This is a genomic window from Nitrososphaerota archaeon (assembly GCA_027887005.1).
GTDB lineage: Archaea > Thermoproteota > Nitrososphaeria > Nitrososphaerales > Gagatemarchaeaceae > UBA183.
The window spans coordinates 46,332-62,595 of the sequence record JAPCJI010000004.1 but is presented as its reverse complement, the minus strand read 5'-3'; the positions used below and the strand labels follow the sequence as shown (position 1 = coordinate 62,595).

Annotated in this window: 17 protein-coding genes; 6 read left to right on the top strand and 11 right to left on the bottom strand. The window is 58.0% G+C overall.

Going from position 1 to position 16,264, the window contains the following annotated elements; genetic code table 11:
- Positions 1-16: 16 nt before the first annotated feature.
- The 9 genes from OK438_04810 to OK438_04770 form a co-directional block, all read right to left on the bottom strand.
- Positions 17-1,054 (bottom strand): ABC transporter ATP-binding protein, encoded by a 1,038-nt coding sequence (locus OK438_04810; GenBank protein MDA4124757.1) that lies wholly within the window; start codon positions 1,052-1,054, stop codon positions 17-19.
- A gap of 7 nt (positions 1,055-1,061) precedes the next feature.
- Positions 1,062-2,045 carry an ABC transporter ATP-binding protein gene (locus OK438_04805; protein ID MDA4124756.1) on the bottom strand — a complete coding sequence of 328 codons (984 nt, stop codon included), beginning with the start codon at positions 2,043-2,045 and terminating at the stop codon, positions 1,062-1,064.
- A gap of 4 nt (positions 2,046-2,049) precedes the next feature.
- A complete protein-coding gene (locus tag OK438_04800) occupies positions 2,050-3,003 on the bottom strand; it encodes an ABC transporter permease (protein ID MDA4124755.1) in 954 nt (317 codons plus the stop codon).
- Positions 3,003-4,049 carry an ABC transporter permease gene (locus OK438_04795; protein ID MDA4124754.1) on the bottom strand — a complete coding sequence of 349 codons (1,047 nt, stop codon included), beginning with the start codon at positions 4,047-4,049 and terminating at the stop codon, positions 3,003-3,005. Before OK438_04795 ends, OK438_04800 begins: the two co-directional genes overlap by 1 nt.
- 12 nt (positions 4,050-4,061) lie before the next feature.
- Positions 4,062-5,774, bottom strand: coding sequence for an ABC transporter substrate-binding protein (locus OK438_04790; GenBank protein ID MDA4124753.1), 1,713 nt, complete (start codon positions 5,772-5,774; stop codon positions 4,062-4,064).
- Positions 5,775-5,875: 101 nt separating this feature from the next.
- Positions 5,876-7,015 (bottom strand): hypothetical protein, encoded by a 1,140-nt coding sequence (locus tag OK438_04785; GenBank protein ID MDA4124752.1) that lies wholly within the window; start codon positions 7,013-7,015, stop codon positions 5,876-5,878.
- Positions 7,016-7,117: 102 nt separating this feature from the next.
- Positions 7,118-8,116, bottom strand: a complete 999-nt coding sequence (locus OK438_04780; protein MDA4124751.1) for an alkaline phosphatase family protein — start codon at positions 8,114-8,116, stop codon at positions 7,118-7,120.
- Positions 8,113-8,592: a hypothetical protein gene (locus tag OK438_04775; protein ID MDA4124750.1), complete on the bottom strand. Its 480-nt coding sequence runs from the start codon at positions 8,590-8,592 to the stop codon at positions 8,113-8,115. The genes OK438_04780 and OK438_04775 overlap by 4 nt, the downstream gene beginning before the upstream one ends.
- A gap of 246 nt (positions 8,593-8,838) precedes the next feature.
- Complete coding sequence (locus OK438_04770; protein MDA4124749.1) at positions 8,839-9,660, bottom strand: DUF2182 domain-containing protein; 822 nt, start codon at positions 9,658-9,660, stop codon at positions 8,839-8,841.
- Between the two features lie 58 nt (positions 9,661-9,718).
- Here OK438_04770 and OK438_04765 point away from each other — a divergent pair, with 58 nt between their 5' ends.
- From OK438_04765 to OK438_04750, 4 genes are all read left to right on the top strand, one after another.
- Positions 9,719-10,312 carry a DUF1326 domain-containing protein gene (locus tag OK438_04765; protein ID MDA4124748.1) on the top strand — a complete coding sequence of 198 codons (594 nt, stop codon included), beginning with the start codon at positions 9,719-9,721 and terminating at the stop codon, positions 10,310-10,312.
- A gap of 112 nt (positions 10,313-10,424) precedes the next feature.
- Complete coding sequence (locus tag OK438_04760; GenBank protein ID MDA4124747.1) at positions 10,425-11,435, top strand: ATP-binding cassette domain-containing protein; 1,011 nt, start codon at positions 10,425-10,427, stop codon at positions 11,433-11,435.
- Between the two features lie 108 nt (positions 11,436-11,543).
- Positions 11,544-12,383 carry an ABC transporter permease gene (locus OK438_04755; GenBank protein ID MDA4124746.1) on the top strand — a complete coding sequence of 280 codons (840 nt, stop codon included), beginning with the start codon at positions 11,544-11,546 and terminating at the stop codon, positions 12,381-12,383.
- A gap of 112 nt (positions 12,384-12,495) precedes the next feature.
- Complete coding sequence (locus OK438_04750; protein ID MDA4124745.1) at positions 12,496-12,876, top strand: VOC family protein; 381 nt, start codon at positions 12,496-12,498, stop codon at positions 12,874-12,876.
- A gap of 52 nt (positions 12,877-12,928) precedes the next feature.
- Here the strand turns inward: OK438_04750 and OK438_04745 are convergent, their stop codons facing one another.
- Entirely contained in the window at positions 12,929-13,471 is a 543-nt protein-coding gene (locus OK438_04745; protein ID MDA4124744.1) for a DNA ligase, read from the bottom strand.
- A gap of 774 nt (positions 13,472-14,245) precedes the next feature.
- Here OK438_04745 and OK438_04740 point away from each other — a divergent pair.
- On the top strand, positions 14,246-14,791 hold the full coding sequence (locus tag OK438_04740) for a DUF1684 domain-containing protein (GenBank protein ID MDA4124743.1): 546 nt from the start codon (positions 14,246-14,248) through the stop codon (positions 14,789-14,791).
- A gap of 74 nt (positions 14,792-14,865) precedes the next feature.
- On the top strand, positions 14,866-15,453 hold the full coding sequence (locus OK438_04735; GenBank protein ID MDA4124742.1) for an NAD(P)H-dependent oxidoreductase: 588 nt from the start codon (positions 14,866-14,868) through the stop codon (positions 15,451-15,453).
- A gap of 8 nt (positions 15,454-15,461) precedes the next feature.
- On the opposite strand, the gene OK438_04730 is transcribed toward OK438_04735, so the two are convergent.
- Positions 15,462-16,043 (bottom strand): hypothetical protein, encoded by a 582-nt coding sequence (locus tag OK438_04730; protein ID MDA4124741.1) that lies wholly within the window; start codon positions 16,041-16,043, stop codon positions 15,462-15,464.
- Between the last annotated feature and the right edge of the window lie 221 nt (positions 16,044-16,264).

Sequence of the window (16,264 nt, the reverse complement as noted above, 5' to 3'; positions counted from 1 at the left end):
GCCCCGCAGCCCAGTGTTAATCAACCTGACCTCCGGTTTCGACCCCGCTCGTGGAGATCGGATGGAAGTTCTCAGGGACCTGAATCTTCCCCTGGGCCACAAGGTCGAGGTTATGGCAGGCCACGAGATGGTCCCCCTTCACGACTGCGAGTTCCGGTTCGATGCTCTTGCACAAGTCGGTAGCGTATGGACATCTTGTGTTGAAGTGACATCCCATCGGAGGGTTCCGAGGGCTCGGGGGCTCACCGCTCAGTCGGAAGCCGAGGAAGTTCAAAGACTTGGAATGGGTCGTCGAAATCAGGGCTTGGGTATAGGGGTGCATGGGGGAGCTGAAGAGCGCCCAGACGTCCGCAATCTCGACCACCTTCCCGAGGTACATCACCGCAATCCTGTCGCAGATTCGTCCGACCACGTTCAGGTCGTGTGAGATGTAGAAGAAGGTGAGGCCGAACTCGGTCTGGATCTCAATCAGGAGGTTCAGAAGCTGTGCCTGAATGGAGACGTCGAGCGCTGAGGTGGGCTCGTCGAGGATCATGAACTTCGGCCGCCTCACAAGCGCCCTGGCGATGGCCACTCTTTGGCTCTGACCCCCGCTCAGCTCGTGGGGGAACTTTTCCAGGAAATAATCAGGGAGACCGACGCTTGCGAGTGATTGCAGAACCATCTCCGCCCTCCCTCTCTCAGGGACATGGGCCGATGCCAGTGGCTCTGAGATGGACTGCCTCACCGTCCAGGTCGGATCCAGGGAGGAGAGGGGGTTCTGGTAGACGTAGGAGAGTTGGCTGCTCCACTTCATCCGCTCCTTTCCCTTCAGTTTCAACACGTCAACGCCATCCATCGTCACCTTCCCCGAGGTGGGCTCAATGAGCCTGATCATGCTCATGCCAAGTGTGCTCTTCCCGGACCCTGATTCCCCGACGAGGCCGAACACCGTGTTCTTCTCGATGTCGAAGCTAACGCCGTCCACGGCCTTGATGTACTCTTTCTTCGTGAGCGGGAGGCGGCTCACAGGGAAGTACTTCTTGAGAGATCTTACGGACACTAGGGTTTCCAAGCGATGATCAACTCTGATACAGGTGGCAGGCCACCGCGTGTCCCGGCTCAACGAATCTGAAGGCGGGATCTTCTGTCCTGCACCTAAGGAAGACATAGGGGCACCTGGGATGGAACTTGCATCCAGAAGGAAGGGCCTGAGGGTCAGGAGGGCTCCCCCCTATTGACGCTAGAATCTTTTCCTCGCCAACGCTCTTCCTGGGCTTTGGAACCGCCGCGAAGAGGGCCTGGGTGTACGGATGCTTGGGGGACGAGAAGATCTTGGAGACTGTTCCACTTTCGACAATGCTTCCGGCATACATCACGATGATCGAGTCGCAGACGGCTGAAACCACGTTCAGGCTGTGGGTGATGAAGAGCATGGAGAACTCGTGCTCGCGCCTCAGCCGTGAAAGAAGTTCGAGGATCTGGACCTGGATGGTCGCGTCGACTGCGGAAGTGGGCTCGTCGGCAATTATCAGGTCGGGCTGGGTCGAAAGCGCCATCGCTATCATGGTCCTCTGCTGCATTCCTCCGCTCAGTTGGAAGGGATAGGAGTCTAGCACCTGTTCGGGGTCAGGAAGCTCAACCGCCTTCAGAAGCCCCACCGCAAGGCGTTTCGCCTCGGCCCTGTCGACTCCCCTATGGAGTTCGAGGACCCTGCCTATCTGGTCTTTCACCTTGAAGAGGGGATTCAGGGATGTCATCGGGTCCTGGAAGACCATGGAGATTCGCTTTCCACGGATTCTACGGAGCTTCTCCTCTGGAAGGTCGAGCATGGACAACCCGTCGAAGCGGACCTCGCCTGAGCGGTACACAGCGTTTCGTGGAAGCAGCCGGGTCAGCGCATACGCGAGGGTCGATTTTCCCGATCCCGACTCCCCGACGATTCCCAGGATCTGCGACTTCTTCAGAGAGAGGCTGACTCCGTTCAGGGCATGGGTGGACCCCTGTGCAGTAAGGTAGTCCAGGGAGAGATTGTTGACAGTCAGGAGTTCGGCGTTGCCTGACATCGGTTCAGTTGCGCCTCCCCAGCTTGCCAAGGCCCAGCTTGCCAGCGTCCATCATCCCTATGTCCACCCGGAGCTTCGGGTCGAGCCTGTCTCTAATTGTGTCGCCCACCAGGTTGAACCCGATCACCAGGGTAGTGAGGAAGATGCCCGGGAATAAGGCGTACCACCAAGAAGTAGCGATTTGATTCGCGGATTCGGCTATCATGACTCCCAGGTCGGCGGTTGGGGGCCTGACCCCGAGACCCAGAAAACTCAGCCCTGCCTCAGCAAGGATGACGGCCCCTAGGTCGACTGATATCAGCACCAGCAGGGGAGAAATTGCGTTGGGAAGTATGTGCCTTGCTATGATGCTCCTGTTGCTGGCCCCGCCGGCCTTGGCGACGATGACGTAGGGTCTGCTACGTATCTCCAACGCCTGTGCCCTCGCAAGGCGCGCAAAGCCCGGCCACCAGGTCGCCCCGAGCGCGATCAAGACATCGTTGAAACCTGGCCCGAGGACGGCGACTATCACCAGGGCGAGGATGAGGTGGGGGAACGACAGCCAGATGTCTGTAATCCGCATCAGTGCTTCGTCGATGAGGCCTCCGAAGTATCCCGCGGTTAGCCCAACGGCGAGCCCGATGGCCACGGCCATCATGACAACCAGAACTGAGATTGTGATCGAGGTCCGGATGCCGAAGAAGATTCTGCTCATGATGTCGCGGCCAGTCTGTTCGGTTCCGAAGAGGTGTTGCCACGAGGGGGGACAGATGCCGGCGGCCGAGGTCGGGCATGTAGTGTTGGCGGTCTGGCCCGCTCCTTGGTCTGGATAGGGAGATACCCAAGGTGCGAAGATTCCAATGAAAACCATAGTCCCAACGATGATTATCCCGGCCAGGAACATCTTCTGGTGAAGGAGTGGCCGGATGGAACGCGCGATTCTGCCTGTCCACTTGAGGCGAGGGGAGTTGGCGTTCATTAGACATTGATTCTCCTGTCCATCATCAGCTGAATCATGTCGACGGCGAAGTTGGTCACGACGTAGACGATGCAGACTACTACAGAGACCCCGATGATCAAGGGAACGTCAGGAGAGCTGATCGAAGTGGAGGTGGTCCCCACCCCGAGTCCTGTCCTGATGAGCGAGCCCAGCCCGGGCTGGAGGACGAATATGTCCTCCACGAAGACGACCCCTATCAGAGAGCCGGCGAAGATAAGCCCGAGGGAGACTAGGACGGGGGCAAAGGCGTTCTTGAGGGCATACTTCATTTCGATCTCTCTCCTGGGTATTCCGTAGGCCCTGGCAGTGCGGATGAAGTCCTGATTCAGGGTCCCTATCATCGCAGCCCTCGTCTGCCTGATCACCACGCCGATGGGATAGGCCGAAAGCGTCGCGAGTGGGAGTATCAGGCTCCAGAGTATCCGCCCCTCTGTAGCGAAGTTGCCGGAGAGGAGGGCGTCGACGACGTAGGAGCCAGTTATGGTGGGGATGGGATGCTGAGTGAAGAAGAACAAGGAGCCTCCGTAGCCACCGAGAGGGAGAACATGGAGTGTCGAGAAGAAGACGATCTGGAGAATGAGCCCCGACCAGAATTGGGGGACTGCAACCAGCCCCATCGAGAAGATGCGGAGTATGCTGTCGAGCCTTCTGTTCCGGCTTCGGGCGGCGAGGATTCCCAGCGGGATCCCTATGATGGCGGCTATCATGGCCGCCATGGCGGCGAGTGCAAGCGAGTTTGGCAGAGCCTGGAATACAAGGCTGGCGACCGGCTGCCTTACGATGTTGGAGATACCTAGGTTACCGCTGAAGATTCCCGTAATGTAGATCCAGTACTGGACCAAGGGAGGCTTGTCGAATCCGTATTGCTGGGTGATTCTTTGGATCTCTTCAGGGCTGGGATTGCTTCCTGCGTAGAGGGTCGCAGGATTCCCAGGGAGCAGGTGAGAAAAATAGAAGGTTACTGTAACGGTTCCCAGTATCACCAGGAGAGACAGGAGAGCTCTTCTGACTACGTACCAGCCCACATTCAAGGCAGCTCAACCGTAGTACATCTGGTACCAGAATGGGTACGCGAACCCGTAGTTCGGATTCGCAACGTAGCCCTTTACGTGGGGTCCCAGCGCTAGCACGGTCTTCTCACCATAGAGTGCCCAGCCAGGAGCGCCCTGATAGAGCATGAGGTTCGACTTCGCGAACTCCTGTATGGATCGGGGAGGGTTGAGGGCCTCATCGATGTGCGCCTGCTGCAGAAGTGTGGTGTATGTCGAGTTGTGCCAGTAGCTCCAGTTGTACAGGATGTCGTTTTCGTATGGATCCGGCTGGATGGCGAACAGCTCGTTGGGCACCAGCCATGGATCGTTGGTCGTGCCCACCCAATTGAGGAGCAGTATGTCTTGAGCTTGGCTACTGCTGGCGTAACTCAGCGGGCCGGGGGAGAAGACGGTCTTCGTGGCAGAGTTGTAATATCCCGCCTTGATCGAAAGGGAAGCGAAATCCGTCCCCTGTATGCTGAGGGTGACGCCGAGTGGCGCCCAGTTCGTCTGCAACACCTGAGCGGCGATTGCAAGGAAGGGGCTGCCTGTCGAATATGTCACAACCCAGGACGCATTCAGCCCTCCGGTTATGCCGACGGACCTTAGGAGCGCTTTTGCTTCGGTGATGTTTCCTTGGGCTGGATAGCCGGGGACAGAGCTGCTGTAGCCGAACTTTCCTGGGTTTATCCCACCGCTGAAGAGGTGCCCGTAACCATAGAAGGACTGGTTAAGGACCTGGCCGTAGTTGACGGCCGTGAGGAGAGCCCTCCTCACCACGGAGCTGTCCAGAAGAGGGTGGCGCGTGTTGAAGAGGCACCAGATTGTAGCGAAAGACGTCGCCGGATCGGCGACAACACCCTGAGCCCTGAGCGATGGCAGGAACTGGAAGTTGCCGCTGATGCCGGTCATGTTCACCTGCCCTGATTGGAGAAGTTGTACCGCGGTGTTGGGTTGGGATACGAACTTGATGAAGACCTGGCTGAACTGGTTTGGCTGCCAGCCTCCCCAGTACTTGGTGTTTGCCCACAGGGTTATCCCGGTCGCAAAGGCGGACTCGTTTGTCACGATAATGTACGGCCCACTCCCATCGTCGTGGTACCTGCCGAACCAGAAGGACAGGCCTGTTTCGTTCCCTGCTTTGACGCCAGAGTAGGTCCAGATGTGCGGGCTGAAAATGAAAGCGGAGTAGCCGGCTCCCACTATGGCAGGGACGTTTGCAGGGAAAGTCCAGTTGATCTGGACGGTGTAGGGGTCGACGGCTGCAACGCTCGCCAGTCCGTTCCAGACGTCAGGTGCATCTCCCTGCCCCAGATGTGCCGTGTTGGTTATAGAGAAGACGACAGCGGTGGAGTTGAACGGAGTCCCGTCGTGGAAGGTGACCCCCTGCCTCAGCTTGAAGGTCCATTGCGTGTAGTTGTTGGCCGAAGTCCAGCTCAACGCGAGCTGTGGAACCACCGTCTGGTTCGGCTCAACTAGGGTGAGCCTGTCGTAGACGTTCTGGACCACGTCGATGCTCGAAGTTTCCCGCGGGTCCATGTCGCTTGTCTGGGCGTTCCTGATTGCGACCAGAACCTTCCCCTGGGGGTGATGGTTGCTGACTGTTGAGGGGGCGAAGATTTCGTAGGCGGCAACTGCCACTACTGCGATGAGCACAATAACAATGATCGTCAGAATCCGGGAAATCGCACGTCTTTGACGAGAATAGAAAATTCTCATCCAAGAAGAAATCCAGATGTGGCCGTTATAAGGTTTGGCGACGTTGAAGATAGAAAGACAACGGTCGGTTCGGGTGATAAAAGGGAGGGAGGAAGGAGAGCCTAGCTTGCCGGAGCCGGCATTGCCTTTGGCTTCCTTCTCATCATGTAGACTGCTGCGACTGCGATGATGACGATTGCTGCTGCGACCCCGCCAATGATGAGATAGGAGGTGTAGTTGGTGGGGACACTCTCAGCGGTCGTCCCCCAGTTGACAGCGTTCACGACGAACTTGTACCCATCGTAGGTGACGTTCTGTCCGAACTCCGTTGTGGCCGAGGTGATGTATGAGCCGATGAAGCCAGCGCCCCCGAGCACGACCTTGCTGTAGGTGCTCCCTTCGGGGACCTTCTCTGCTGCGGAGAGCGTCCACTGACCGGGCGCCCCACTCGGAGTCACTAGGGTGTTTGCGGCTCCCTGAGCCTGGAGAGTTCCCTGCGGACTGGTGCGGTAGAGCCAAGCCACAGTGTCTGTGGGGAGCTGGTCGAAGGAGACGTACTTGCCATTGAGGTAGCCGATGACGTTCGTGGTCCCGTGGAATCTGACCTTGGACGTGCCGCTGGTCAGGGTGGCCGCCCATCCCTGCGTGTTGATGCCGTTGTCGCCAGCGTTCGCGTATACCCTGAAGCCCGCCCCTGCAGCCCCGACTCCTGGCTGGTCCGTAACCTCGCCGTAGTCGAGACGCAGCGACGAACCTATGGCGCCCAGAAGCATGTTGGGGACGGCTAGTTGCAGGCTGAAGTTCGCGGTGGCGTTGCCGGAGGCGTAGTTGCTAGTCCCGCTGACCATGATGAGCTTGCCTCCGGTCTGGAACCAGCTCTTGATGGCCGCGACCTCGGACGGGGTGTAGTTCCAAATCGCATTGCCGTGATAGATCTGGCCGATGAACAGGACGCTGACTCCGCTCAGATCGCTCGAAGATATGGGAGTAGTCTTGTTGAGCAGCTGTGTGTTGACGGTGTAGCCCGCTGCAGTAAGGTTGCCCCACATGTTCTTCATGTCGGCCTGCTGGTCCGAGTACTGCGGGGGTATGCCGTCGGCTCTGTAGCTTGTCATGTTACCTACCGTGACATGATAGTAGTCGACTGCGACTACTCCGCTGCTTGCCTTCGCCACGCGGGGAGGGAAGAAGACGATGAACCCTGATGTGATGATGAGACTAATGAGTAGAATTACTGACAGATTGGACCTTTTCATATCCAATTGCAACCCGCGGCCAGATAGCCTGTTAAAAGTCTTCGGAATATCGCGCCGTGCACAATAGGTCACAGTATTCACCATAGCCGCGTGGCGTCCTTGGGTTGACTAGTTGAAGAACTCGAACATGCTCGGCGCGTTGACGTCGTTGGAAGTGAACGGGTGAAGGCCCCAGTTCTGCTCGATGGTGGCCAGGAACGAATATTGCGAATATTGGACCGAGGACCGGTACCCCGTCTTCACGTGCGGGCCGGCCCAGACTGCGTAGATCAAGTCGGACGGGTAGGGGTTGACCCCTTCGTCGAAGACGACAAACAGAGCTGCGTTCTGTGTTCTGAACAGGGTACTGTTCAGAATCTGAGGGACGACATTAGAGAGGTACTTGTTACCGAAGGCGGCCGTGGAATCGTGCATATCGTCGAGCAGGTTCGGGGTGAGCCACATGAAGTTCGAAGCGGTTGAGACCGAATTCAGATCCTTCAGGAACAAGTCGTCGGTCTCCTGGCTGGTGCTCATCACTGAATTGGCTGGGACGACCCTTGAGCAGCGTGCGGGGCTGTCTATGATGTCGTTGAAGTAGAGGAAGGGGACATGCCTGGCGATGAAGTTGCCAGGTCCCTCTTCTGCCAGGTAGCATCCCCCGGACGAACGGGCCTTCGTAACATTCGCAGGGTAGTCTTCCACGTAGGCCTTCCAGGTCAGGTGGTGGGCTTCAAGTCTGTCAACCAAATTCGTGGCGTTGTTGGCCGTGCACATGCCCGTGTCCCCGGTCGGTCCGCAGTCAGCGGTGGCCCAGTTGATGAAAGGTTGCCCGGACAGAAGAGCGAGGTAGTTGGGAAGGCTTGGATGGGCTACCCCAGTATAGTGGGTCGCCAGGGAGAAGTTGTTTGCGAGGCCTTTCATGAAGGGGGATGACGAGCCTTGCATGATCGAATTCAGGGCCTGGTTTTCCATCAGAATCACGACGACGTAGTCGAACTTGTGGTTCATGGGGGCGAACGCCACCACGTTCGCGTTGCTCGTGATTGCCAACGAAGACGTGGATGCAGATACGACTGAAGTAAGGAGCAGGACGATGACCACTGTGGGGAGTAGTCTCTTGATCAACTCTTCGCACCTACTGTTATGGTGAATGTCGAGACCGGCCCCGCCTGTACGCTCGAAGTGAGCCACAGATCCAGCTCAACTTCGATGATTCCTCTGCCGTTCAGGACCGTTCCGGAGTTGGGGGAGGTGACTCTGCCGACGGAGGGTGAGAGGGTCGAGCCGACGGTGATTGTGACAGGCGTGGTCCCGGTGTTCTCTAGACAGAGGTACTGGATTCCTTCGGTGGTTGGGGCGAGGTTCCCCCAGTTGATAGTAAGAGAGGAGTTGCTATAGGGTCGCCCGGCGCAGGCAGTCTGCGAAGTTGGCTCAATCGCTGCCATCAAATTCGCGGGCGTGCTGATGGTGCTGGTGGTCGATGACGTGCTGGACGGCCGGAAGGGAGACCAGACGAAGACGAAGTACCCCGCCATAAGGGCCACCAACACGACGACAACGGCCGCGACGAGGATCTTGGAGAATCCGCGACGTGTCCTCATCTTCGTCTGGCGATGTCGGTCCGTTATTTAACCCCCTTCGAGCCTTCTGATTTCAACTAGTCTCAACGCCGGTCCACCAATCCACATGAGACGAAGAACCCGGAGATCAAGTCAAAGCTGCTGAGCAGAATTGAGAGTTTCAAGAAATCGGCCGGCGATGGTCCTCATCAGTAATCCTTGACCTGGGTACTTCTCCGTCGGGTTCAACCCTTCGGGGGCTTGGAAACCAACCTTTGCATTTTAGCTTCAGAGAGCCGCCAGAGTGGACGGAGCGATGATTACAACCGTGCCAAGGGCGAAGAAAATCCCCGCCGAGAGCCACTTGAACCATGCGGCCTTGCCTACGAAGGCCTTCTCGACGATGATCAGGCCTGAGAGTAGGATCATGGAGACTAAGCTCATCGCCGCGACTGCCAGCATCACGAGCATGTACAGACAGCAGCACCCCACGCAGTAGACTCCGTGTTCCGCTCCCATCCGAAACGCCCCAGAGAGTCCCTTCTTCGTATGGGTTACGAAGAACCCCATCGGGGAGATGCACTGGCCCAGCATCTTCTCCTTCAGAGGGGTCAGCTGCCAGACCCCGGTGGCGAAAAGGACGGCCGCCACGCCGATGACTGATAACGGCGACAACCAGGGCAGGATAAGACTCAGCTGGAAGACTGCATAGACAGCGGCGAACAGGCCTGCCCCCAGCAAGAGGTAGAGCGAAAGATAGCCACTGAGGAATGCCGGAGGCCCCGCCAATCGAGAAAGCCTGGGCCTTTTCTCCTCCTTGGTTGTCAGCCGGGAATAGAACGACATGACTGGGACCATGGCAGGGAACATCATCGCTATCATCCCGACCAACCAAAGCACGAGGAAAGATGCGATTATGCCGGTGTCCGGGGCGGTGAACATGCTTGACATTGTGATGATTGGAATTGTAGGGGCCATGGAGGCCATCCCCAGGGGCGAAGAGGCCTGGTAGAGGATGGCTGAGAGGTACCATGCCCCGATGGCTACTACTAGCAAGGGTACGCCAATCGAGAGCTTGAAACCGAGATTAGAGGTGGCAGTCTTGGACATCGGCCCCAAATGGGAGCTATGGCAGGCTTAAATCCTAACCTGTTAGGGAAGAATGCGGTTGACGAAGTGGGAGCTGAAGGGAGATTACTTCGAGGCGTGCAACTGCGAGCTTACCTGCCCATGCATATTCCTCAGCCCTCCGACTGGAAGCGATTGCACGGTCCTTCTGGCGTGGCACATCGACAAGGGGAAGTTCGGTGACACCAAGCTGGACGGGCTGAACGCTGCCTTGGCTGTGTACTCTCCGGGCCATATGCAGAAAGTGAAATGGAAGGCGGGCCTGTATCTTGATTCAAACGCGAGCAAGGCCCAGGCTGAGGCTCTGGGAGGGATATACGGAGGAAAGCACGGAGGAAACCCTGCAGGCCTCGCACCGCTAATAGGCGAGATCCTGGGGGCGAAATCACTCCCAATCAGGTACAAGATTAGTGGCAACAAGCGGAGCCTGAACATATCCAACGTGTTGGACCTCGAGGTCGAAGATGTGATGGGGCCGAACGGCAAGGTCAGCGCGATTGAGAACTCGCCCTTCGCCGAGCCCCTGGTCTACGTAGCGAAGTCGAGGAAATTCACTTACGGCGATTACGGAATGAACTGGGAGATCTCCGACAAGAACGGCTTCCATTCTCCGTTCTCCTGGAAAGGCTCTTAGTACAGAACCCCTGTCCGATGCCCTGGACCTATGTTGAATCGAGTGGCCCAGCGGAGAAGGGGCTAGCGCCAAGTTCAAAACGAACCCTCTGCGATGACAAGGGAGATGTCTCATGGTTGAGGTCGGGAAGGTCATCAAAGTCGAAGGCCTGACGAAGTCATTCGGGGAGAACGTCAAAGCCGTGGACGGGGTCAGCTTCGATGTGAATGAAGGAGAGATTTACGGGTTCCTGGGTCCGAACGGGGCAGGGAAGAGCACCACAATCAACATGCTTACGACTCTGATTCCTCCAACCTCGGGGACGGCAACGGTGTGCGGCTTCGACCTTCACAAGGACGCGAACGAGGTGCGAAGGAGCGTCGGGGTCGTGCCTCAGGATTACACTGCCGACGAGGACATGACAGGCTATGAGAACATACTGCTCTGTGCGGACCTCTACGGCATCCCCCGGAGCGATTCCAAGCGCCATGCGGTCGAGCTCCTCCAGCTGGTCGAGCTGCAAGACGCAGCCAAGAGGAAGGTGAGCACCTTCTCAGGAGGGATGAGGAGGAGGCTGGAGCTAGCCTGCGGCCTAATCAACTACCCAAGACTCCTGTTCCTCGACGAGCCGACCCTCGGTCTTGACGTCCAGACTCGCGCGGCCGTCTGGAAGTACATCCGTCAGCTCAAGAAGGACTACAACATGACCCTGTTTGTGACGACCCATTACCTCGAAGAGGCCGATTCCCTCTGCGACAGAATCGCGATCATCGACCATGGACACATTGTCAAGATCGGCACCCCGGACGAGCTCAAGGCTGCGGTCGGGGGGGACGTGATAGTCGTCGGTGTGAGGGAGTCGGAGCCCGACATATCCTCAGACATCGCGAAGATCGGCCTGGTGAAGTCGGTCAGGAAGACGGACAACGAGTACCGTATCAAGGCGGAGGCGGGAGAGGAAGCGTCCCCGCAGATCATTGACGTGATTCGGTCGAAGGGACTGCATGTCTCTAAGATCTCTCTGACGAGGCCAAGCCTGGATGAGGCGTATCTAGAGCTGACGGGTCGCACTTTGAGGGAGGAGGAGACCAACAAGTGGGCGATGATGAACCAGAGGAGGACGATGCGGGTATCGAGGTCGTAGGGGAGAGAATTGGTGGATAAGGAACAGCTGGCAGTGAAGGAAGCGAGCGCCCAGACCCCTGTGTTGGAGCGCCCGACGCCGGTCGTAGAGGGCCAGAAGCTGGCGGCGATGCCGAGCCCCAAGCTCAACACGAGCCCGTTGCATGGGTTGTGGGCCCTGACCCATAGGGACCTGAGGAAGTGGTACACGAACCCGTACCAGCTGATAATCTCGCTCATCCAGCCGGTGATCTGGATGGGACTCTTCGGCAAGGCCCTGAACTTCAGCTCCTTCATCACGGCGGGGGCTCCGAGCGGGGTCAACGCCAACGCGATACTGCTGGGCTTCTTCGGGACCACCAGCTACTTCTCGTACCTGGTGTGCGGGATGCTCGTCTTCATCGTACTCTTCAGCTCCACCTTCGCAGGCATGTCGGTGGTTTGGGACAGGAGGTTCGGCTTCATGAACAAGGCGCTGAGCACCCCGGTTAACAGAGGGGCGATTGTGATGGGCAAAATCCTCCAGAGCGTGATAAGGTCGCTCATCCAGGCTGCGGTAGTCCTGGGGATTGGCATCGCCCTGGGAATGGATACGAGCAGCCTCACGGTGGTGGGGCTCGCCGGGACGTTCGTGGTCATATTCCTGGTCGCCATGGGCCTCTCCGGGCTCTTCGTCATGCTCTCGCTGAGGTCGAGTAACTGGCAGACGCAGATGGCGATAATCAACCTGCTCAACCTGCCTCTGCTCTTCGCGAGCAACGCCCTCTTCCCAGTGAAGATCATGCCGTTGTGGCTGCAGGACGTCGTGAGGGTCAACCCTGTGAGCTACGCCATCGATGGAATCCGGCAGCTGCTGATAGGAGCGACCGGATCCTATGCCCTCTGGCTCGACTTCACGGTAGTGCTGGGGTTCGCGACCTTCTTCTCCGCGGTGGGAATCGTGATGTCGTGGCGGTTGCTCAGCAAGTAGCGCGGCGTAGCCATCCCATGGAAGTCGCCACAAGTCTTCGGTTCAGCTAGAATCTCCGTCAAACCCTGTTTTTCCTTCTCGCCTTAAATACCCTCCAGGGGTCTCCCTAACCATGGATTCAGTAGTTCACTTCGAGCTACCTGCCAAGGACCCCAAGAGAGCGTCTGCTTTCTACAACAAGGCCTTCGGCTGGCAGTTCAACCAGTGGGAAAACATGGAGTACTGGATGGTCGGCACTACGATGTCAGACCAGAACGGTCAGCCCACCTCCCTAGGCGCCATCAACGGTGGCATGGGGAAGAAGGGCGGAGCACTCCAGGCACCAACGGTCACCATCAAGGTGGCCGACATCGACGCGACCATCATGAACGTGTCCAAGCTAGGCGGGAAGGCCGTCGGCAAGAAGAACGCAGTGGGAGACATGGGCTTCACCGCCTACTTCAAGGACACGGAAGGCAACGTCGTCGGTCTCTGGCAAGACAAGGCAAAGTAAGCTTCGGGTCGATTGACCCGGACCTCTCTTTTTTGCGATGGTTCTACTCTACTCACAGGCTCGAGCCCTGGGCGGCGATCTCGGCGAGCGAGCGGTTGCTGACGGCCGAGAAGTCATCGTCTTTGGCGTCGTAGCCTTCCTTTGAGAACTCGTCCCTGTGCTTGATCAGGAGCCACGACTCCCTCCCTCCAAGTAGATTTGTGCGGACGAGCGCGAACGAGCCCTTGAGCTTCTTCCCGTAGAGCCGGAACTTCAGATTCCCGTCCTTGAGGCTCTTCCGTGCGACCTCGTCGGCCTCCTTTCCCGTCACCTCCTTCCTGAGGCCCTTGCCAACCTCGAGCTCGGGGTTGTAGGTCCCCTCGTCCCATATCATGACGGGCCCTCCCCCCACTTGGCCCTTGGGGATGACCCCCTCGAAGTGGCGGTAATCCAAGGTGTGGTCTCCTGTCGGAAGGGCGAGCCTCCTGACCTTGCTGTCGAGGGTGGGGCCCTTGGGGACGGACCAGGAGGGCATCACACTTCCGATCTCGAGCCTCAGGTCGTAGTGGAGGGAGGTGGCCTTGTGCTTGTGGACGACGAAGGCGAGGCCGCTCAAACGGGGAGTCCTACCTTGCGGCAGAACTCTGGGAACCTTGGGTCCTTTCTCAGCTCCTCAAAGATGGCGGCAAGCCTTCTTTCTCCTGACACAGTGGTACCTTGCAATGCGAGGATGCCTACGAGATAAACCCGATGAGGGCCTGACTAGACCTGAATTTGTTCTCTACAGCGGAGTTTGGTACGGAGTTGCGACTAGGTCGGTTCGGGACCGGGGTTGCTTACGACGAATGAATTCTGACCGACCATAATACACCATCCATGGAATAGTCCCGATGCTAGCGGAGGCGTCAGGGCGCAGTTTCTGTCAGGAATGCTTGCGTTGTAGTAAGGGAACCATATGGTAAGATTGTAATTCCATTCTTGGTCGTACACGCTGACCACAGTCGTCCTGCATCCGGAGGGAGAAGCCGCTTCTCTCGCGCAGTTGAAAACGACCGCGTCTGAAAGAGCCCCGAAGCACAACTCGCCCGATGATTGGGTACCGTTGGAGACAGTGCATCTGCCCCATTGGTTCGCGGCGGGGACCAAATAAGCAGGATTACTGAACGGTGGAGCACTGGACTGGGGTTGAGATAGCGACGAAATGAGCCCCAGTGTAACTACGAGACCAGAGGCGAGGAGGACGAAGGCAACGTTTGGGCCTTTCGGCCCCGGAGGCTTGCGAGTTTCCACGATGCCATTGCGCAGAGGCGCCATATTTGACGCTACCCTAAGAGGCGGGCTTCAATCGGAAAGGTTCTTGTTCTGGCTGTCCAATTCGGAGGTGTAGGTAATGAATCCAGAGGACGTTGAGACGTGGAACCGAGCCCTCCTTAGGTTCCGGGAACAGAAGGACGAGCAGTTCAGGACGGACCATGACTCGCCCCTGGGGCATGAGGGCCAGGCCAATTTCCAGGGCCTGAAGTACTTCGACACGGACCCCAGTTTCAGGTTCGAGACCTCGCTCCGTCGGGACCCCCTGACCCGGAGTGTGATCATGACCACCAGCAAGGGGACGAGGCAGCTGTTCAACGACATAGGCCGATTCGAGCTTTCCGTCGGCGGACAGGCGGTGGTGCTCCATGCTTACCAGTCGGCAGAAAGACAGGACCAGAGCATCTTCATCCCGTTCAGAGATGGCACCTCAGGGAAGGAGAGCTACGGAGCCGCCCGTTACCTAGACCTAGAGGTGCAGCATGACGACAAGTACGCCGTAGACTTCAACTACGCCTACAACCCCTACTGCGCCTACAGCGACGCATACATCTGCCCGCTGCCGCCGGCCGAGAACTGGCTCAAGGTCCCGATTCCAGCGGGCGAGAAGAAGTATCACGACTGAACGTTCGCATTTCAGCGTCTAGCTCCATCAAGTTGATATGGCGATAGGCTTGGGTGGGCTCCAGGGTTTCTGATTTGTCGAGCCAGCTCTTTGAAACCAAGGCCAACCAGCCGGTCGGCGGAATCCACATTCTTGGAATCTCTGGGAGTGCCCGCAGAGGCTCCTTCAACACTGCCATCCTGCAGGCCGCGAAGGAATTGGTTCCTCCGGGCGTCGCACTGGAGATCTTCGACGTTTCAGGCTTCCCGATCTACAACCAGGACCTGGAAGCGGAGATGCCGGCCGAAGTGAGGCTGTTCAAGGAGAAGATCAAACAGTCGGACGCGGTGCTCTTCTCAACCCCGGAGTTCAACTACTCCATCTCAGCACTGCTCAAGAACGCCATCGAGTGGGGGAACAGGCCCTCGGACGACAATTCCTGGGAAGGGAAGCCAGCGGCAATCATCAGCGCCTCCGACGGCCCCAGGGGAGGGGCCAGGGCCCAGCTCCACCTCAGGCAGATCATGGTGGACCTGAACATGCATCCGATCAACAGTCCTCAGCTCTACGTGGCGAGGGCCCAGGACAAGCTGGACAAGGACCTGAAGCTAATCGATGAGAAGACCCGGGAGACGCTGAGGAAGCTGCTCGAGGCTCTGGTCGAGTGGGCCGGAAAGGTCTGAAGCAGGAATCAGGTGCCCGTCGGGGCCGGCGCTGAGGCCTGTTGGGATGACTTCCTTCGGCCCGGCCGTTCCTGGACCCAGATTCCCGCCAGGGTCAATACGACTGCCAGGACAATTGATCGAGTCGAGCCCAGGCCGTAGAGCGTCAGCACGTCGAAGAAGAGGAGGCCCCCTGCGACCGCGGTGATGAAGCCGAGTATCCTGTTATAGAAAGCTGCACCAATAATGAAGAAGACGAAGCCGACAATGAGGGGTATCGTGTTGCCTGAGACGAACGTCGTCGTGAGCACGTAGGCGGCGTAGCCAATGGCCAGTCCTATGCCCAATCGGATCAGGAGCAGCCCGATGAGGCCTCCGAGGAGGAAGCCGACGAGGGCCCCGATCGAAGTCCCCAGAGCGCCTGCGAGGTATTGTGCTGCTAGAATGCCGCCCACGGAAGCGCCTATCAGTCCCACCAGCAGGAATGCTAGAACCTTGACGACACGCCTGCCCGCGAAGGCCAGGGCCAAAGATACCAGCAGAAGAGAGAGGAGAAGAGCCCATTCCGGTACCGTGTTCAGGAACGGCTGCAGCTGGGTTGGTATCGACATCTAGTTTGTCCCCTACACTTCCGTTTCGGCGGACGAGGTCTGGCCCGAGGGAACTTAATAGTTCACCTTTGAACAGCAGTCGGCTGATCGTGGGGGAGGAACTGCCCTTCCACTCTAGTCCTCCTCCGACTGAAGCGACCCATCTCTTTCGTCTTCGATAGCTTGTCGTGATTGCTACCAGGAGAAGAACAGTCACGGTCAACGCTTCTGCGAAAGGAGTT

What these genes read in the sequence shown, in the direction of transcription:
- OK438_04755 (MDA4124746.1), top strand. Translation starts at nt 11,544, where the DNA reads ATGCCGAGCCCCAAGCTCAACACGAGCCCGTTGCATGGGTTGTGGGCC.
- OK438_04740 (MDA4124743.1), top strand. Translation starts at nt 14,246, where the DNA reads ATGAATCCAGAGGACGTTGAGACGTGGAACCGAGCCCTCCTTAGGTTC.
- OK438_04775 (MDA4124750.1), bottom strand. Translation starts at nt 8,592, where the DNA reads ATGAGGACACGTCGCGGATTCTCCAAGATCCTCGTCGCGGCCGTTGTC.
- OK438_04790 (MDA4124753.1), bottom strand. Translation starts at nt 5,774, where the DNA reads ATGAGAATTTTCTATTCTCGTCAAAGACGTGCGATTTCCCGGATTCTG.
- OK438_04800 (MDA4124755.1), bottom strand. Translation starts at nt 3,003, where the DNA reads ATGAACGCCAACTCCCCTCGCCTCAAGTGGACAGGCAGAATCGCGCGT.
- OK438_04730 (MDA4124741.1), bottom strand. Translation starts at nt 16,043, where the DNA reads ATGTCGATACCAACCCAGCTGCAGCCGTTCCTGAACACGGTACCGGAA.
- OK438_04760 (MDA4124747.1), top strand. Translation starts at nt 10,425, where the DNA reads ATGGTTGAGGTCGGGAAGGTCATCAAAGTCGAAGGCCTGACGAAGTCA.
- OK438_04750 (MDA4124745.1), top strand. Translation starts at nt 12,496, where the DNA reads ATGGATTCAGTAGTTCACTTCGAGCTACCTGCCAAGGACCCCAAGAGA.
- OK438_04805 (MDA4124756.1), bottom strand. Translation starts at nt 2,045, where the DNA reads ATGTCAGGCAACGCCGAACTCCTGACTGTCAACAATCTCTCCCTGGAC.
- OK438_04770 (MDA4124749.1), bottom strand. Translation starts at nt 9,660, where the DNA reads ATGTCCAAGACTGCCACCTCTAATCTCGGTTTCAAGCTCTCGATTGGC.